The sequence below is a fragment of the Gilvibacter sp. genome (assembly GCF_013214815.1).
Classification (GTDB): domain Bacteria; phylum Bacteroidota; class Bacteroidia; order Flavobacteriales; family Flavobacteriaceae; genus Gilvibacter.
This window is the reverse complement of sequence record NZ_JABSPU010000030.1, coordinates 15,997-30,049: the sequence shown is the minus strand read 5'-3', so window position 1 is coordinate 30,049 and position 14,053 is coordinate 15,997. Positions and strand designations below refer to the sequence as shown.

Below are 14,053 nucleotides of genomic sequence, written 5' to 3'. Positions count from 1 at the left end.
CCTGCAATCGTTCAAGGATTATTCTCAAAAATGACCGCAAATCCGCCGTCTGAAAACCTTCAAAATGGATGGAATGTAATTACAGCTGGTCTCGGAGAATATGGAACAGAATACTTTTTAAGAGCTTATGTTACTAAAATCGGTTATGGTGCCAATCAGTCTTTAGATGCTATTTACCCTAATTCTGCAGTTGATTCTGATGGTAATACGTATAATGGATCAAATAAATATGTGTTACATTTTGATGCTGATCATATGCCACCTGTAAATGGATTTTGGTCTTTAACAATGTATGATAAAAAAGGCTTTTTGGTAGATAATGCTATTGACCGCTATAATCTAGGTGGTATGAAAGCGTTGACCTACAATGAAGATGGTTCCTTAGATATATTTATACAAGCGGAAGAACCTGAACATTTAAAAACAAACTGGTTACCGAGTCCACAAGCTGGAGAAGAATTTGAATTAACCTTTAGAATGTATTACCCAAAAGAAAGTGTTTTAAACAGGTCTTATAAGATGCCTGGAGTACAAAAAGTAAACTAAAACTGTTAGGCATGAGATACCAAAAGCAAACATATGCAATAATATTCTTCTTATTTGTAACAGTTCCTGTAATCTCTCAAGAAACTGTTACTATTACCGAAGAGAAGAAAACAACTATTCAGTTACCAGATGATTATACAAAAACACTAGGGTTATATATATTTCCTACTAAAAATCAAGATAGTATACAACAAGAACAAGATTTTAAGGAATGTTACAAATGGGCTTATGAACAAACAAAATATGACCCTTTACATCCCACAAGGGTCGAAGTAAATAAAGCTGAAAGAGAGAAGGGAGGTGCTGTTAAAGGTGCTATTAGAGGGGCAGCTTCAGGAGCTGTTGTAGGAGCGGTAGCCGGCGATACGGGAGATGGTGCTGCTATTGGAGCAGTGGCAGGAGCAATTAGAGGTAGAAGGGCATCTCGAATAGCGCAAAATCAGGAAAATGAGAAAAATGCAAAAACTAGTAAAGCTTTAGAAGCTGAAATGAAAACTAATTTTGTTAATGCTTTTTCTGCCTGTTTAAAGGCAAAAGATTATAGTGTTAATTAACAAATATGAGAATTTTAATCATTGTTTTACTTTTATTAACCTCTGCGAATCTTTCATTTTCTCAAGAAATAGAAAATACAAGCGAGAAATCAATGGACATAAAGGTGGTGCCTTATGTAAGTTATAATAGGACTTATGAATTTATGTTTGGTGCAGTTCCTATGGCTATGTATAAATTTGATAAAAAAGACACGATTTCTCCTCCCTCCATATCAGGACTCATGGGGATTTATACCACAAATAAAACATGGTTTGCATTGATGTTTTCTAAGTTATATATCAATGAAGATCGCTGGAGAATGACAATTGCAGCAGGTCTCGGTAATGCAAATTCACAATTTCTTAGTGGTGGTACCACGTCAAATTTCATCGATTATCAAACTGGAGCTGACTTTTTTAAACTGGAAGTACAGCGAAAGATTGGCAAAGGGCTTTATTTAGGTGGAAATTATATGTTTACAAAATTCAATAATGAGTTTGCTTTTGATACGCCAGTGACCGAAGAGATTACACTCAATGGTTTAGGTTTTGTAATGCTACGTGATAAGCGCAATAATGTTTATTATCCGACCAAAGGGTCTGAATTCAATTTCGATTACACACTATATGCTGAGTTTATGGGCAATGATGAAGAATCAAGCAAAATCGAATTACAATATAATTATTTTATAAAGAGTAAACGGCCTCAAGACGTTATTGCCCTTAGAGGCTATGGAGCATTCGGTCTCGGTGAAGTACCCTTTAATAATCTCATCGTAGTTGAAGGGACCGACCTAAGAGGCTATTCCCAGGGTGAATATAGAGGAAAGCAGCTTGTCGCTCTGCAAGGTGAGTATAGATATAATTTTAAAACAACTATGGGCTTAGTTGGTTTCGCGGGTTTAGGTGCTGTCTACGGCTCCAATATTGATTCAAATGATGGTAAAATTTTACCAAGTATAGGTGTAGGCTATCGGTATATGGCTTTTCCTGAAAACAAAATGAATGTGGGCCTAGACATCGCTGCAGGTAAAGATGATTGGGGTGTTTATTTTAGAATAGGTGAAGCTTTTTAAATAATCAGCGAAAAATTAAATTTGAGATAACTTAAATAATTATAAGAAATATACTTTTTATTACAATTCTTACATTGTTCGTTTCTTGTTCAAGTAGTGATGATAACAATGACAGATTGGTGTATGATATTTCGTATACGGTAACTGCTTCTAATGGTGCAACTATAAATAAGGTGGAATATAGAGATAATCAAGGCGACCTTATTGAACTAACCGATGTTACTTCACCTTGGACCATAAGCCTTAATGTTAGAGCAGGACTTGGATTGGAGGCTGCAGCTTATGGAGACATTCCTTATCAAGGCTCTTTGAGTATAACCGCAACTTGGACACCTGAAGGAGGTTCAACTCAATCAGAAACAGAATCATTGCCGAATGACACTCCTAATTCTACTATTAATAATGGTAAAGTAGAAATACCAGGTAGAACATTACCAGACATCAATGAGTACAACCGCCAAATAGATGGAATCATAACCACTTTAAGCGATTTTTAAGGTTGTTACATCTCTTCTAGCATTTGTTACAATAGCACCATCCACCGGGCGTAAGAGGACTTAGTTTTACATCGAAATCAAAAATCGATTGCTAATACAAAGACCTTATCCATGAAACGTATTTTATTTTTACTCACGACTTTAATCACCGCCACAGGTTTCGCACAAGACAATTATAGCACGCTTTATCCCGCCAATGAAGGCCAACCTTGGTTATCCATCAAATGGACAAACGAGGCCGCTTGCAGACCATTTTGGAGTACACCACCTCAGAGGTTACTGATGACGGCATGACCATTGCCTTAGAGGTTAAAGACAAGCGCAATCGTTATCTAACGGACAGCTCCTTTAAAGCAATTTGTGAAGGCGGAGTGACGCGCTTGGATGCTGCTAGTTTAGTATCTTCTCAATTGCAGCGTTATGAAGGAATGGAGTATTCTATAAGCGGAGACGATCTGTTCTTTCCCAATGCCTTAGAAGTAGGAGAGACCCCGCCCGATGCTTCCGTAGAGATGCGCGTAGATGCTGGAGTCATGGCAATCACAACAACAATTTCTATGATCGACCGCAAGGTCATCGCCTTAGAAAATATCACCACGCCAGCGGGAACGTTTGAATGCTATTTGGTAACTTATTCCAACAGGGTCTCTGTAAGTGGAATGGCTCAAAACCTGACCTGCAAACAATGGATTTCTCGAGGCGTAGGAATGGTCAAAGAAGAGTCGTATAAAGCCAACGGCAACCTATTGACGCAAAGCGTGCTGCACGAGATTCGCTAGGCCTATCGACCGTTACTTTTTAGATTCAGCTCGTTGTAATGATGTGTTGCGAGATATTCCTGTCTAAGACTTTCCAAGTATTTCTTTAGAACTTCATGCTGCTTGTGACTGATGTTCAGGACATCTTTGAGGGCTGCATCACGCACGGAAATGATAATGTACCATTGGCCACTGCGGGAGGAATGAAAGTCTTCCAAAACAGGTGTGGAACCGTCGTTCTCCAATTTAGTGTCTACCAAGATCGGGATCAGATTGATAGTTTTTGTAGTGCGTTCACATTCGTAGAAGCTCAGGTATAGTTTTTCACCATCGAGTTCAAAGGGTACATTGTATTCCACCTCCGTATAGGCCAGATCGTATTTGCTATTCACATAGCTGTAAAACTCGTTGGCGTCTTTGGGATCTTCAAAAGCAAAACCATAGCCTTGCGGCAACTCCTTGGAGAATTTCTTGGTCTCCACAATTTTGTGAGTTTCTATTTTGGGCGCGATCCGGGTTGGAATGCAGCTGTATAGGGTTAAGATTAGTAGTGCGAGGGTGGCGGTCTTCATAGTTTTTCTTTGCTTGCAGTTTAAGCAAAAGTCGCGCCAAAGTGCAAAGAATGTCTTAACTTTCTTAGCATTCTAAGCACATCAAAGAAACTTCTATGAAAAAGGTTATGTACTGCAGTTTATTTTTGCTGATGAGTTGCGCTCCGTTGTTCGCACAAAGTCAAGACAATGCATTTGTTCGGGATTATGTGGAACGTCTGGAAAACTCTAAAAAGTACCTCTTGCTGGTGGCTGAGCAAATGCCAGAAGCGCAGTATAATTTCAAACCTACCCCAGAGTCCTTAAGCTTTGCTGAGAATCTGATGCACATCGGTTTTGCCATGGATTGGCACAGTCAGTCTTTGTTGGGAGGCCGAGAAGCCAGAACCTGGGCGACCGATACGGTTTTCAAGGTTGCAGATAAAAGCAAGGCAGAGATGATCGCTTTAATCGATAAGACCTTTGAGCAAGCCCTATCACTGCTCCGAGGGTTTGATGTAAAACAACTGGAAGATCGTTTGGACTATTTTGGACTAGACCGAACCAAGCGGCAGATCTTTATGCTTTTGGCAGATCACATTACCCACCACCGTGGACAGATGTTGGTTTCTTTACGATTAAACGGGATAGTGCCTCCACGGTACGTCTTGTATCAATAAACACAACTAATGTTTTGTTTAACATATTTTGATTAACTTTAAACAAAATATGTTCAAGCTTGAATAAACTCTACTCGTTTTTCTTATCGGAATCGGCCAAGATTCGCATTGAGCGTTTCATACTCTATGTGGCGTTTATGGGATTCTTTGCGCATTTGGCCTTGATCTATTTGAATAAGTGGGGTTGGATATCGCTATTTGCAGACTCAGAACTTTTAGAAAATCCAATATCTGCAGTATACACGCCTTTTTCCTTCATTTTGGTTTACGAGGTGTATTTACTGATCTACTACCTGCCAAAATCGTTCACTACCTATATTACCAAACAGTATCAGATCATTACCCTAATTATTATCCGCAAGCTGTTCAAAGACCTGTCCGCGCTGGAACTCAGTACCGATTGGTTTGAAATAAAGGGCGATCTGCAATTTACCTATGACCTTCTGGCGTCGCTGATCTTGTTTTACTTGATCTATCAATTTCAAAAACAGGGAAAACGCATCCCAAGCCGGTCAAGGGTACCCAAGGAAAAGACAGACCGTTTCATTGCTCGTAAAAAGCTCATTGCAACATTTTTGGTTCCCTTGTTCTGTTTATTAGCAGTGGTCACTTTAGTGAATTGGTTGGGAGCCGTCTCCTTTGACAGCGCTTCTATGCCGGCCTTGAGCAGCATTAATAGCCTCTTTTTTGACGAATTCTTTACCCTGCTGATCTTGGTTGATGTAGTACTGCTGTTGATCTCTTTATTTTATACTGATGAGTTCCACAAGATCATTCGCAATTCAGGCTTTGTGGTTTCCACCATTTTGATACGAATGTCCTTTGGAGTCAGTGGTTTGATTAGCACAGTTTTGATTGTTGTCGCTGTATTATTTGGTCTGATGATCATCCTTACCCACAATAAATATGAGAAAGATAAAGATGTAAAAACTCCAGGCCTGGGATTTGGCTCGATCACCAACAGCGAATAATATTAAACTTCTATGATGAAAGCCTTGAGATCAAAAATTATCACAATTATCTCGTTAAGCCTGTTTGGGATCATTCAGGCTCAAGAAACTGATTTCTTGACTGTGTATAAAAGTGAAGGTATTCAAATCCAAGGCTATTTGCAGTTTGGAGTCAATGCCGTGGCAGAGACCAATCTCTTCTGGAATTTGGCTGATGTCCCAGAACTGGACTATAACTCAGACACTCAATGGTTGGAAAGCTATGCTAAGCCAGGCCTTGGATTTACAGTCCCTGTGGGCAAGTCTAAGTTTTACGGCCGTGTGTCTGCGGTTTGGTCGTCTACCTTAGGCACAGATGCTTTTGATGAAGGGATACGGGTAGATTCACGCTGGAGGAATCTCATGTGGGTTACTTGTTTGCAATAAACGAGCACAGCTCTTTGGATCTATCCGTCGGTGGCCGGGAGTTAAAGCTCGGAACTGGAATGCTCATTGCCAATGGAGGGGTGAGTGGTTTTGAACGCGCAAGGCTTGGGAGATGGCTGCTATAGGGCATTACAACAATAAAAACTTCAATGCACGAGCATTCTATTTGGATCCTAACGAACTACCATCCAACGACACCAAAAATGAAATTATAGGTTTTGATGCCAATTGGACGGCCTCCCCCAATAAATTTTTTGGCCTCAGTTATTTGAATGTGATTCGTTCTGAGGCGCCTTATCCACAAGCGGCTCCTGGAGGCGATGGCCCGCCAGAGATCATTGCTGGAGGTCGTGAAGATTTGAACGCGCTCAGTTTTTACGGAAAGACTTATCCGTTTAAAGGGAAGCTAAAAGACCTTTTTACAGCCTTAGATTTTGCCTATCAGTGGAACCAACGCTTAGATCTGAACGCTTGGGGCGGTCGTGCGCAATTGGGCTATGACTTTAAAAAGCTAAAATGGAGCCCAACGCTTATGGCCACCTACCAGATCTTTTCTGGAGATGATCCCGACACGCCAGGGCTGGAACGCTTTGACCCGCTTTACTATGAAGGTTCGCCCAGCGCCTGGTCTACAGGTTCTAAATCCTCTATGGTATTTATCAATTCCAACCTGAGGTCCTTTATGCTAAGCCTGAGCGTGATGCCGAGCCAGAAAGACATTCTTACCCTGCGTTATGCAAATATTGCAGCACAACAGCTCAGAAGTCCTATTCAGTTTGGGCAGGCCGCCCGTGTGGAATTCTCAGACGGAATTCCAACGGTAGTTTCTGGGGTGACTGAGGCGAATTTGGCCAATGATATCTTTTTAGAATACAACCGTGTGGTAAACCGTAATCTATTTGTCAATGCTGGATTTGCTTTTTCCTTTGCGGGAGATGGTATCAACAATATTGTGGGAGAGACATCCCTATGGAGCGGGGCTTTTGTCAATGTTGTATTCAATTATTAAGCGGAACATTTTGTAACTTACAGATCTGAAGGAATCGGACTAAATAACACAGGAACAAATGAAGAATAACTACTTATATGCGCTGCTCTTTTTTAGCCTGCTGATGGGTTGTAAAACAGATCAGCCTACAGATTCAGAACAGGCTACGGCTACGATGTACTTTGGAGGAGAGATCCTCACCATGGTCGGGGATACACCCCAATACGCAGAAGCTTTAGTGGAACGCGACGGAGAGATCGTTTTTGTTGGCAAGAGTGCAGAAGCCATGCAGGCTGCAGGGAAAGGACATAAAATGGTTGACCTGCAAGGCAAAACCATGGTCCCGGGCTTAATTGACGGTCATGCGCATTTTACGAGCTTTTCGGCTCAGGCCATAGGCGCGCAGTTATTGCCTTCACCAGACGGTCGTGCAGATGATATTCCAACTATAATCGAAGTGCTCAAGGCTTGGAATACTCCAGAGAATCGGGAGCTTACGGGTTGGATTTTCGGAACTGGTTTTGATGATTCTGTCATTGCCGAGAAACGCTTCCCCACCAAACACGATCTGGACCAAGTGACCACGGAGTTCCCAATTATGATCATTCATATCTCCGGGCACTTTGCGGTGGTGAATTCTAAAGGATTAGAATTGTTAGGTATCACTGCCGATACGCCAGATCCAGAAGGAGGGATCATCAGAAGAGAGCCAAACTCGCAAGAGCCCAATGGGGTATTGGAGGAGTTGGCTGCCATCCCTAATATGTTCGCCTCCATGATGCCTAAAAGCGCGGAGAGCAGTATGCGCTTTTTTGAAGCGGGTCAAGAAATGGCGCTTTCATACGGATATACTACCGCTCAAGACGGTCGCTCTATGGACCTGTCTCAAATGACCGCAATGGCCGAACAACAGAAACTGAAGTTGGATGTGGTGAGCTATGTGGATTATTCGGTGACAGACAAATACATGGATACCCCTTGGAACAGCAAGTCTTATATAAATCACTTTAGAATTGGCGGGATGAAGCTGACCTTGGACGGTTCTCCACAAGGTAGAACAGCTTGGCGAACCCAACCCTATTTAATCCCGCCAGATGGCGCAGCCGCTGATTATGCGGGATATCCGGCCATCCCGAATGATGAGGACGTTACAGCTATTTATGAGAAGGCCTTTCAGAACAATTGGCAAACCCTCACCCACGGAAACGGAGATGCCGCCATGGATCAAATGATCAGAACCTTAAAGCCCTTGGCGGAGAAGTACGGCAATGAAGACCGTCGGTTTGTGCTTATCCATGGGCAGTATATCCGCATGGATCAATTGGATGATTTTAAAGAGCTTGACGTTGTTTTGAGCTTATTTCCCTTGCACACGTATTATTGGGGTGATTGGCACCGACAGCTCATTGGACAAGAATTGGGGGATAAGATTAGCCCAACCCGATCTGCTTTAAACAAAGGCTTAGATATAACCATTCACACTGACGCTCCCGTGGCGCTACCAAACCTCATGCGCGTTATTTGGACCGCAGTGAGCAGAACCAGTCGCTCTGGAGCAGATATAGGCGCAGACGAGCGTTTAACACCTTATGAAGCGCTTCAGGCTATTACCATTTGGAGTGCGTATCAGCATTTTGAAGAAGACACCAAAGGAACGCTAGAGGTAGGGAAGATGGCAGATCTAGTCGTCTTAGATGCAAACCCGCTAACCGTTCCGACGGACGATATAAAAGACATTCAGGTGCTAAAAACGATCAAAGAAGGAGAACTCGTTTTTGATCGGCAATAACTAATCATCAACCTGAAAATGAGAACCCTCAGCGAAAGCCGAGGGTTTTTTCATTTGATGTTTTGCTTTTTTCTAATATCGTCTCGTATTAACACCGAAGATTGTACAGCACTCCTAGATGGGCATTTAGATGAAGGGATAAATGCTCTATATTTATAACAGAAAAGTGCGCTATGCCATCCAATAAAGCTTTATTCCTTTTAACGTTTCTTCTTTTTTTTACAAGTCATATCCTTTCACAAACCTTGGAGGAGGCATTCGCAGATATTGCTGCCAGTAATGATATGATGGGAGGATCGCTGGTTGTTTATTGTGAAGATGGAATAATTGCAGAAGTAACTGTAGGTATGGCGGATTTTGCTCGAGGTATCCCGATCACTATAGACACCAAATATCGCATCGCGAGCATTTCTAAGACAGTAACGGCAATAGCTGTGATGCAATTGGTGGAGCAAGGACTGCTTAGCCTCGACGATTCGCTAAGTAGTGTTTTAGGGTACTCGGTGGTCAATCCTTTTTTCCCGGATTCGGTCATTACCATTGATATGCTGCTCTCCCACAGATCATCAATTATTGATGGCAGTACCTATGCAGATTTCTTAGGCGCCACGGTCAATGATAATCCTATTCCCAGCCTCAGTGAGCTGCTTACTCCTACAGGAGGCTACTACAGCAGTAGTCAGTTCAACACTATTGAACCCGGAACTTACTTTAACTATTCCAACGTCAATTTTGTGATCTTAGGAACTGTGGTGGAACAAATTAGCGGACTGAGATTTGATGCTTATGTGAAGCAGTTCATCAGTGATCCTTTAGAACTAGATGCTTCCTTTAATGTGAACGACCTACTGAATATTGATCAAGTAGCGGTACTGTATAGAAAACCCGGAGGGGTATGGACTCCTCAACAAGACAATTTTTTGGGAGTACAACCTGAGTTTACCAATCTTGAAGGATATATTCCAGGCACCAACGGAGGACGATTTGGTCCTCAGGGCGGATTTCGTTCTTCTGCTAAAGACTTGGCAAAGTTGTTTTTACTGCTCATGAATCAAGGCAGTTTTGAAGGTGTGACGCTCTTGTCTCCAGAATCTTGTGAAGCTTTGTTGGCAGAACAGTGGACTTTTGATGGAAGCAATGGAAATACACTTGGCGGTTTATTTTTAAGTTGGGGACGAGGGGTACACAGAATCACTGCCACACCTGGAGCCGATATCGCCTTGCCGAATAGTGATGCTATGGTAGGGCATGCGGGTGAGGCCTATGGCTTGGTGAGCGATGCGTTCTTTGATGCAGAACGGAAAGCTGGATTTATTTTCTTGACCAATGGCGTGGGTAATGGATATGCTACTAATGACACCTCTGCTTTTTATACTGTGGAGCAAGAGGTTTTTCAAGCCATAGAAGATTACGCTGATATTGCGCAATGCAATACCTTATCCACAACAGAGCAGGCTATAGCGTTTTTAAAACCCTTTCCCAATCCAACTCAGGATGTATTGTTCTTGCCCGAGTGTGAACAGCTTGAAAATTGTGAGGTAAATATTTACTCCATAGACGGCAGACGCTTAAATGCTGAGGTATTTAGCGTAGAGAAGGGGAACATATCATTAGCCGCTCTACCCGAGGGAATCTATGTGGTTCGCGTCAATGGTCGCAATCACTTGATCGTTAAAAAATAGACGTAACAATATATATAAAACAAAAACCCTCGGCTTTCACCGAGGGTTTTTTAATGGTCGTGATTTTGGCATTATTGCTTCAAGTACACCAAACGCTCTAAACGCGCTAGCTCCTTGTCATCAACGTATTTGCCAATTTCCTTTCTAAATTGCTCCATAGAGGTATACGGACGGTACTCTTCAAATTCATGGGTCATACGGTCTCCAACTCCAGGAAGCGCTTTAATATCTTCGTTGGAGGCAGTGTTGAGCTCCACAGGAACAAAAACGTAGTTCAAGTAGTATTCCACCTGCGCCTCATCTACATATTTCCCGATCTCCTTGCGGAACTGCGCCACAGAGGTATACGGTCTGTATTCTTCAAACTCATGAGCCATTTTGTCTCCTACACCTGGGATCATCTTAAAATCAGCCTCGGCCGTAGTATTCAAGTTGAAAGGCACAAAGATGGCTTTGTACAGCTCCTCCTTGTTTGCAGTGTCTCCCAAGAGTGCATCAAAGTCATTCATGCTTAAAAAAGGCTGTGCTTCAATAACCTTGGCGATCATCTCATCGCTCATCCCAACGGCCTTAAGATTGTCTTCCGTGGCTAGGTTTGCATTGAGAACCGTTACTGGGATCTCAACACCTTCTACTACGGTTTCTGCGGATTTGGTTTCGGTTTGCTCCGTAGTGGTGGTTTCTTCTGCAGTTTCTGCTTCTTTCTCCGATTTGCAAGCCGTGAATGCTAGTGAGGCAACAAGGGCTGCAAAAAGTAATTTGCTCATTGTTTTCATGTTTGTTGTTTTATTAAAAGGGTGTAAGTATATCCAATTAGTGCCAAGGCGATCATACTCCCAGGGGCCAAAGCAGGCAGTGCGCCCGACAGACTTTCTGTAAAGAGATCCCAACCTTGAGCGCCAGGTTTGATTTCTAATTCAAATTCGTAATTGGCTTTTAGGTGCAGGTAAACACCCACCAAACCGCTTAGCGCGGAGAGCCCGAGGATTCCCTTAAAGATACGCAGGGAAAGCGCGGAGGGTTTGCTGATTACCCAAACCATTGCTACAAGAGCAGCTCCAATACAGATCAGAGGAATCAATTGCCAAGCATCTTCATAATGATCCAACAAATACAGCTCAAGCCCAGTACCAATCAACATGAAAAGCAAAGCGATGAGGAGTATTCTTAAAACGGATCTGTGGGGTGCTGCTGTCATAAGCCAGACAAAAGTACAACGGTCCATCGGCTTAAAAAAATTATTTAGAAGAATTCTAAATAAAGAAATTGTTGTCTTGGTCTTAATCGAGGTTTAGTGAGGCCTTACCAATATTTTCGTAATTTCAATCGAGATTCCAATCCAAGCGCAATGACCAAATTTTTCAGTGTATTAATTTGTTTTCTAACACTCATTGGTGCAAATGCGCAAACTGAATCTCAACGGGCCTTTCGCGATGCTCTGCCAGATTCCCGAACCAATATGTCCGTGGCTCTTGAGGATGGACAGGGGAATAAATCAATGCTGCCCATAGTGATCTTAAAAGGAGCAGAGCCTGGCCCAACCTTTACTTGGCTCGCTGGAGTACACGGTTCTGAATACGCCCCAATTATTGCTACTCAGCAGCTGTTGGATGAAATTGATCCTGGGCAGCTTAAAGGTACCTTGGTCATCTTACCGCTTCTCAATGACGGCGCCTTTTACGGGCGTGAGGCCTATATCAATCCGGTTGATGGAGTCAATCTCAACAATGCATTTCCCGGAGATGCCAACGGCAGCATTACCCAGCGCATAGCGCACTCTGTAACTGAAAATATTATTCCGGTGTCTGATTTTTTTCTAGACATTCACTGTGGAGATGCTCCAGAGGATCTTTTGCCCTTTGTGTGTTATTATGTGGATGAGAATCGGCCGCAGCAGACCGGCTTGGCCAAACGCCTTTCTGACGGTAGCGGATTTGAGTACTCTGTGGCTTGTCCTTTTAATATCGACTATGAAGAGCCTGCCAAATACGCCTTCAAACAGGCGGCTCAAGATGGCAAAACAGCTTTGAGCATTGAATCAGGCCGATTGGGGTTGGTAGAGAAAGAGGCAGTGGATCTAGTTAAAACCGGCGTTTACAATATGTTGGATCTTATGGGAATGTATGCTGAGGGAAGCGGTCCGCATCCCGAGCTAAAGCTTTTAGCCGATCAGATCTATATCGACTCCACGGTACAAGGTATTTTTTACAGCGATCTCAAGGCTGGAGATCGAGTACTAGAAGGCCAGGAGGTCGGTTATACCACTGATGCCTTTGGCCGTCGATTGGAAACCTATCACGCTCCAAAAGCAGGAACTGTGCTGTATATGCTGGCCACGCCACCCATTAATGTGGAGGACACTGTGATGTGCATCAGCACTAAAACTTTGAAGAACTAAATACCATCGTCATCAGAAAACTAACACTAACCCTATTTGCCGCCGTACTTGCCTTTGCGTTTTCTTGTAATACTCCTGCGGAACAAAAAACCTCAGAAGACCTAACTGCAGCTGCTGACAGTACAGGTGTATCAACGGTTTCATATCTTCCTATTGAGACTGATGAAGCCTTGATTCAGACTGCATTGATGGCTGCGCCGGAAGCGGGTAGGGCGGGCGCCAAGGTCATTGGTTACAATACCGCTGGGGAATTTGTGACCCTGCGTGAAGGCACTAATGAATTCATTGTTTTGGTAGACGATAGCAGCCGTAAAGGCTTTAATGCGACCTGTTACCACAAGGATCTAGAACCTTTTATGGCTCGTGGAAGAGAACTACGTGCTGAAGGCAAGAGTCCGGATGAGGTCTTTGCCATGCGTGAGGCGGAAGCAAAAGCAGGAACCCTGCCCATCCCCACCGGAGCTACCTTGCACATATATTTTGGTCCGAGTACCAATTACGACCCACAGAGCGGAGCCGTGGAAGGCGCAAAACTGCGTTATGTAGTGTATATGCCCTTTGCAACTGCCCAGTCCAATGGCTTGCCGGAATCGCCTGGAGCGGCCAATCATCCTTGGATCATGAATCCTGGGACGCATAGGGCACATATAATGATCTCCCCGATTAATGAATAGGTCCTTAGGAGTTTACTTTCAATGCATATTCCGATTGTTTCGCTAACTTTAATAACAATTAAACCAACAACGTATTATGAAAAATCTTAAAAAGTCCCTTTTAGCAGTGGGGGTAGTCGCCTTAGGGGTTGCCGTTTATGGTTTCACCACTGCAGATGAACCCACAACACCAACCATTGAAACTGTGGTCCCTGTAGCCGCTCCTGCCAGTTCTATTTCTTTAGATAACGCCCGTTTACACCGTAACTTGTTTTTGGAAGAGTTCCCTGAAGCGCCTTCTGACTTTACTTTTGACTATGAGCAGGTAAAGCAATTCATTGAGCATATTGAGTACCGCAAATCTCAAGGGGAGGATGTGAGTAAGATCCGTGTTTACCTTTCACAATATGAGAATGGTAAGAATACGGCCTTCATTGCCCCGGTGAAAGAAGACGGAACACCGAATTACGATATTGAAGTGATCAATATTGGACAACAAGGTCATCCTCCAGGACACTACTAGGCTGTTTAAAACTTTATAAAACGC

The 14,053-nt window shown here is 43.1% G+C and carries 17 protein-coding genes; 14 read left to right on the top strand and 3 right to left on the bottom strand.

The window, feature by feature from the left end; all coding sequences use genetic code 11:
- The 5 genes from HRT75_RS08065 to HRT75_RS08045 all read left to right on the top strand — a co-directional run.
- A partial coding sequence (locus HRT75_RS08065; RefSeq protein WP_291184917.1) for a DUF1214 domain-containing protein occupies positions 1-546 on the top strand: 546 nt, incomplete at its 5' end.
- Positions 547-557: 11 nt separating this feature from the next.
- Entirely contained in the window at positions 558-1,100 is a 543-nt protein-coding gene (locus tag HRT75_RS08060; RefSeq protein ID WP_291184915.1) for a glycine zipper family protein, read from the top strand.
- A gap of 5 nt (positions 1,101-1,105) precedes the next feature.
- On the top strand, positions 1,106-2,155 hold the full coding sequence (locus HRT75_RS08055) for a BamA/TamA family outer membrane protein (RefSeq protein WP_291184913.1): 1,050 nt from the start codon (positions 1,106-1,108) through the stop codon (positions 2,153-2,155).
- Between the two features lie 74 nt (positions 2,156-2,229).
- Complete coding sequence (locus HRT75_RS08050) at positions 2,230-2,652, top strand: hypothetical protein (RefSeq protein ID WP_291184911.1); 423 nt, start codon at positions 2,230-2,232, stop codon at positions 2,650-2,652.
- 224 nt (positions 2,653-2,876) lie between these two features.
- Entirely contained in the window at positions 2,877-3,431 is a 555-nt protein-coding gene (locus tag HRT75_RS08045; RefSeq protein ID WP_291184910.1) for a hypothetical protein, read from the top strand.
- A 2-nt stretch (positions 3,432-3,433) separates the two neighbouring features.
- Here the strand turns inward: HRT75_RS08045 and HRT75_RS08040 are convergent, their stop codons facing one another.
- Entirely contained in the window at positions 3,434-3,982 is a 549-nt protein-coding gene (locus tag HRT75_RS08040) for a hypothetical protein (RefSeq protein WP_291184908.1), read from the bottom strand.
- 95 nt (positions 3,983-4,077) lie between these two features.
- On the opposite strand from HRT75_RS08040, the gene HRT75_RS08035 reads away from it, so the two are divergent.
- From HRT75_RS08035 to HRT75_RS08010, 6 genes are all read left to right on the top strand, one after another.
- Positions 4,078-4,620, top strand: a complete 543-nt coding sequence (locus tag HRT75_RS08035; protein WP_291184905.1) for a DinB family protein — start codon at positions 4,078-4,080, stop codon at positions 4,618-4,620.
- A gap of 59 nt (positions 4,621-4,679) precedes the next feature.
- Positions 4,680-5,591: a hypothetical protein gene (locus HRT75_RS08030; RefSeq protein WP_291184902.1), complete on the top strand. Its 912-nt coding sequence runs from the start codon at positions 4,680-4,682 to the stop codon at positions 5,589-5,591.
- Between the two features lie 12 nt (positions 5,592-5,603).
- Entirely contained in the window at positions 5,604-5,996 is a 393-nt protein-coding gene (locus tag HRT75_RS08025) for a hypothetical protein (protein WP_291184899.1), read from the top strand.
- Between the two features lie 112 nt (positions 5,997-6,108).
- Positions 6,109-7,005 carry an alginate export family protein gene (locus tag HRT75_RS08020; protein WP_291184896.1) on the top strand — a complete coding sequence of 299 codons (897 nt, stop codon included), beginning with the start codon at positions 6,109-6,111 and terminating at the stop codon, positions 7,003-7,005.
- Positions 7,006-7,063: 58 nt separating this feature from the next.
- Positions 7,064-8,773, top strand: a complete 1,710-nt coding sequence (locus tag HRT75_RS08015) for an amidohydrolase (RefSeq protein ID WP_291184893.1) — start codon at positions 7,064-7,066, stop codon at positions 8,771-8,773.
- Positions 8,774-9,018: 245 nt separating this feature from the next.
- The gene (locus HRT75_RS08010) at positions 9,019-10,455 is read left to right on the top strand and encodes a serine hydrolase (RefSeq protein ID WP_291184890.1); all 1,437 of its coding nucleotides are present in this window, start codon (positions 9,019-9,021) and stop codon (positions 10,453-10,455) included.
- Between the two features lie 71 nt (positions 10,456-10,526).
- Here the strand turns inward: HRT75_RS08010 and HRT75_RS08005 are convergent, their stop codons facing one another.
- Positions 10,527-11,222 carry a helix-hairpin-helix domain-containing protein gene (locus tag HRT75_RS08005; RefSeq protein ID WP_291184887.1) on the bottom strand — a complete coding sequence of 232 codons (696 nt, stop codon included), beginning with the start codon at positions 11,220-11,222 and terminating at the stop codon, positions 10,527-10,529.
- Between the two features lie 5 nt (positions 11,223-11,227).
- Positions 11,228-11,653 carry a hypothetical protein gene (locus HRT75_RS08000; protein WP_291184885.1) on the bottom strand — a complete coding sequence of 142 codons (426 nt, stop codon included), beginning with the start codon at positions 11,651-11,653 and terminating at the stop codon, positions 11,228-11,230.
- Positions 11,654-11,803: 150 nt separating this feature from the next.
- Here HRT75_RS08000 and HRT75_RS07995 point away from each other — a divergent pair, with 150 nt between their 5' ends.
- From HRT75_RS07995 to HRT75_RS07985, 3 genes are all read left to right on the top strand, one after another.
- Complete coding sequence (locus HRT75_RS07995) at positions 11,804-12,853, top strand: M14 family metallopeptidase (RefSeq protein ID WP_291184883.1); 1,050 nt, start codon at positions 11,804-11,806, stop codon at positions 12,851-12,853.
- 188 nt (positions 12,854-13,041) lie between these two features.
- Positions 13,042-13,527: a hypothetical protein gene (locus tag HRT75_RS07990; RefSeq protein ID WP_366665038.1), complete on the top strand. Its 486-nt coding sequence runs from the start codon at positions 13,042-13,044 to the stop codon at positions 13,525-13,527.
- Positions 13,528-13,603: 76 nt separating this feature from the next.
- On the top strand, positions 13,604-14,029 hold the full coding sequence (locus tag HRT75_RS07985; RefSeq protein WP_291184880.1) for a hypothetical protein: 426 nt from the start codon (positions 13,604-13,606) through the stop codon (positions 14,027-14,029).
- Positions 14,030-14,053: the final 24 nt, after the last annotated feature.

Excerpts from the sequence above, each read along its gene's own strand:
- HRT75_RS08060 (WP_291184915.1), top strand. The coding sequence starts at position 558 with ATGAGATACCAAAAGCAAACATATGCAATAATATTCTTCTTATTTGTA.
- HRT75_RS08045 (WP_291184910.1), top strand. The coding sequence starts at position 2,877 with ATGGACAAACGAGGCCGCTTGCAGACCATTTTGGAGTACACCACCTCA.
- HRT75_RS08035 (WP_291184905.1), top strand. The coding sequence starts at position 4,078 with ATGAAAAAGGTTATGTACTGCAGTTTATTTTTGCTGATGAGTTGCGCT.
- HRT75_RS07995 (WP_291184883.1), top strand. The coding sequence starts at position 11,804 with ATGACCAAATTTTTCAGTGTATTAATTTGTTTTCTAACACTCATTGGT.
- HRT75_RS08055 (WP_291184913.1), top strand. The coding sequence starts at position 1,106 with ATGAGAATTTTAATCATTGTTTTACTTTTATTAACCTCTGCGAATCTT.
- HRT75_RS08025 (WP_291184899.1), top strand. The coding sequence starts at position 5,604 with ATGATGAAAGCCTTGAGATCAAAAATTATCACAATTATCTCGTTAAGC.
- HRT75_RS08020 (WP_291184896.1), top strand. The coding sequence starts at position 6,109 with ATGGCTGCTATAGGGCATTACAACAATAAAAACTTCAATGCACGAGCA.
- HRT75_RS08000 (WP_291184885.1), bottom strand. The coding sequence starts at position 11,653 with ATGACAGCAGCACCCCACAGATCCGTTTTAAGAATACTCCTCATCGCT.
- HRT75_RS07990 (WP_366665038.1), top strand. The coding sequence starts at position 13,042 with ATGGCTGCGCCGGAAGCGGGTAGGGCGGGCGCCAAGGTCATTGGTTAC.
- HRT75_RS08040 (WP_291184908.1), bottom strand. The coding sequence starts at position 3,982 with ATGAAGACCGCCACCCTCGCACTACTAATCTTAACCCTATACAGCTGC.
- HRT75_RS08005 (WP_291184887.1), bottom strand. The coding sequence starts at position 11,222 with ATGAGCAAATTACTTTTTGCAGCCCTTGTTGCCTCACTAGCATTCACG.
- HRT75_RS08015 (WP_291184893.1), top strand. The coding sequence starts at position 7,064 with ATGAAGAATAACTACTTATATGCGCTGCTCTTTTTTAGCCTGCTGATG.
- HRT75_RS07985 (WP_291184880.1), top strand. The coding sequence starts at position 13,604 with ATGAAAAATCTTAAAAAGTCCCTTTTAGCAGTGGGGGTAGTCGCCTTA.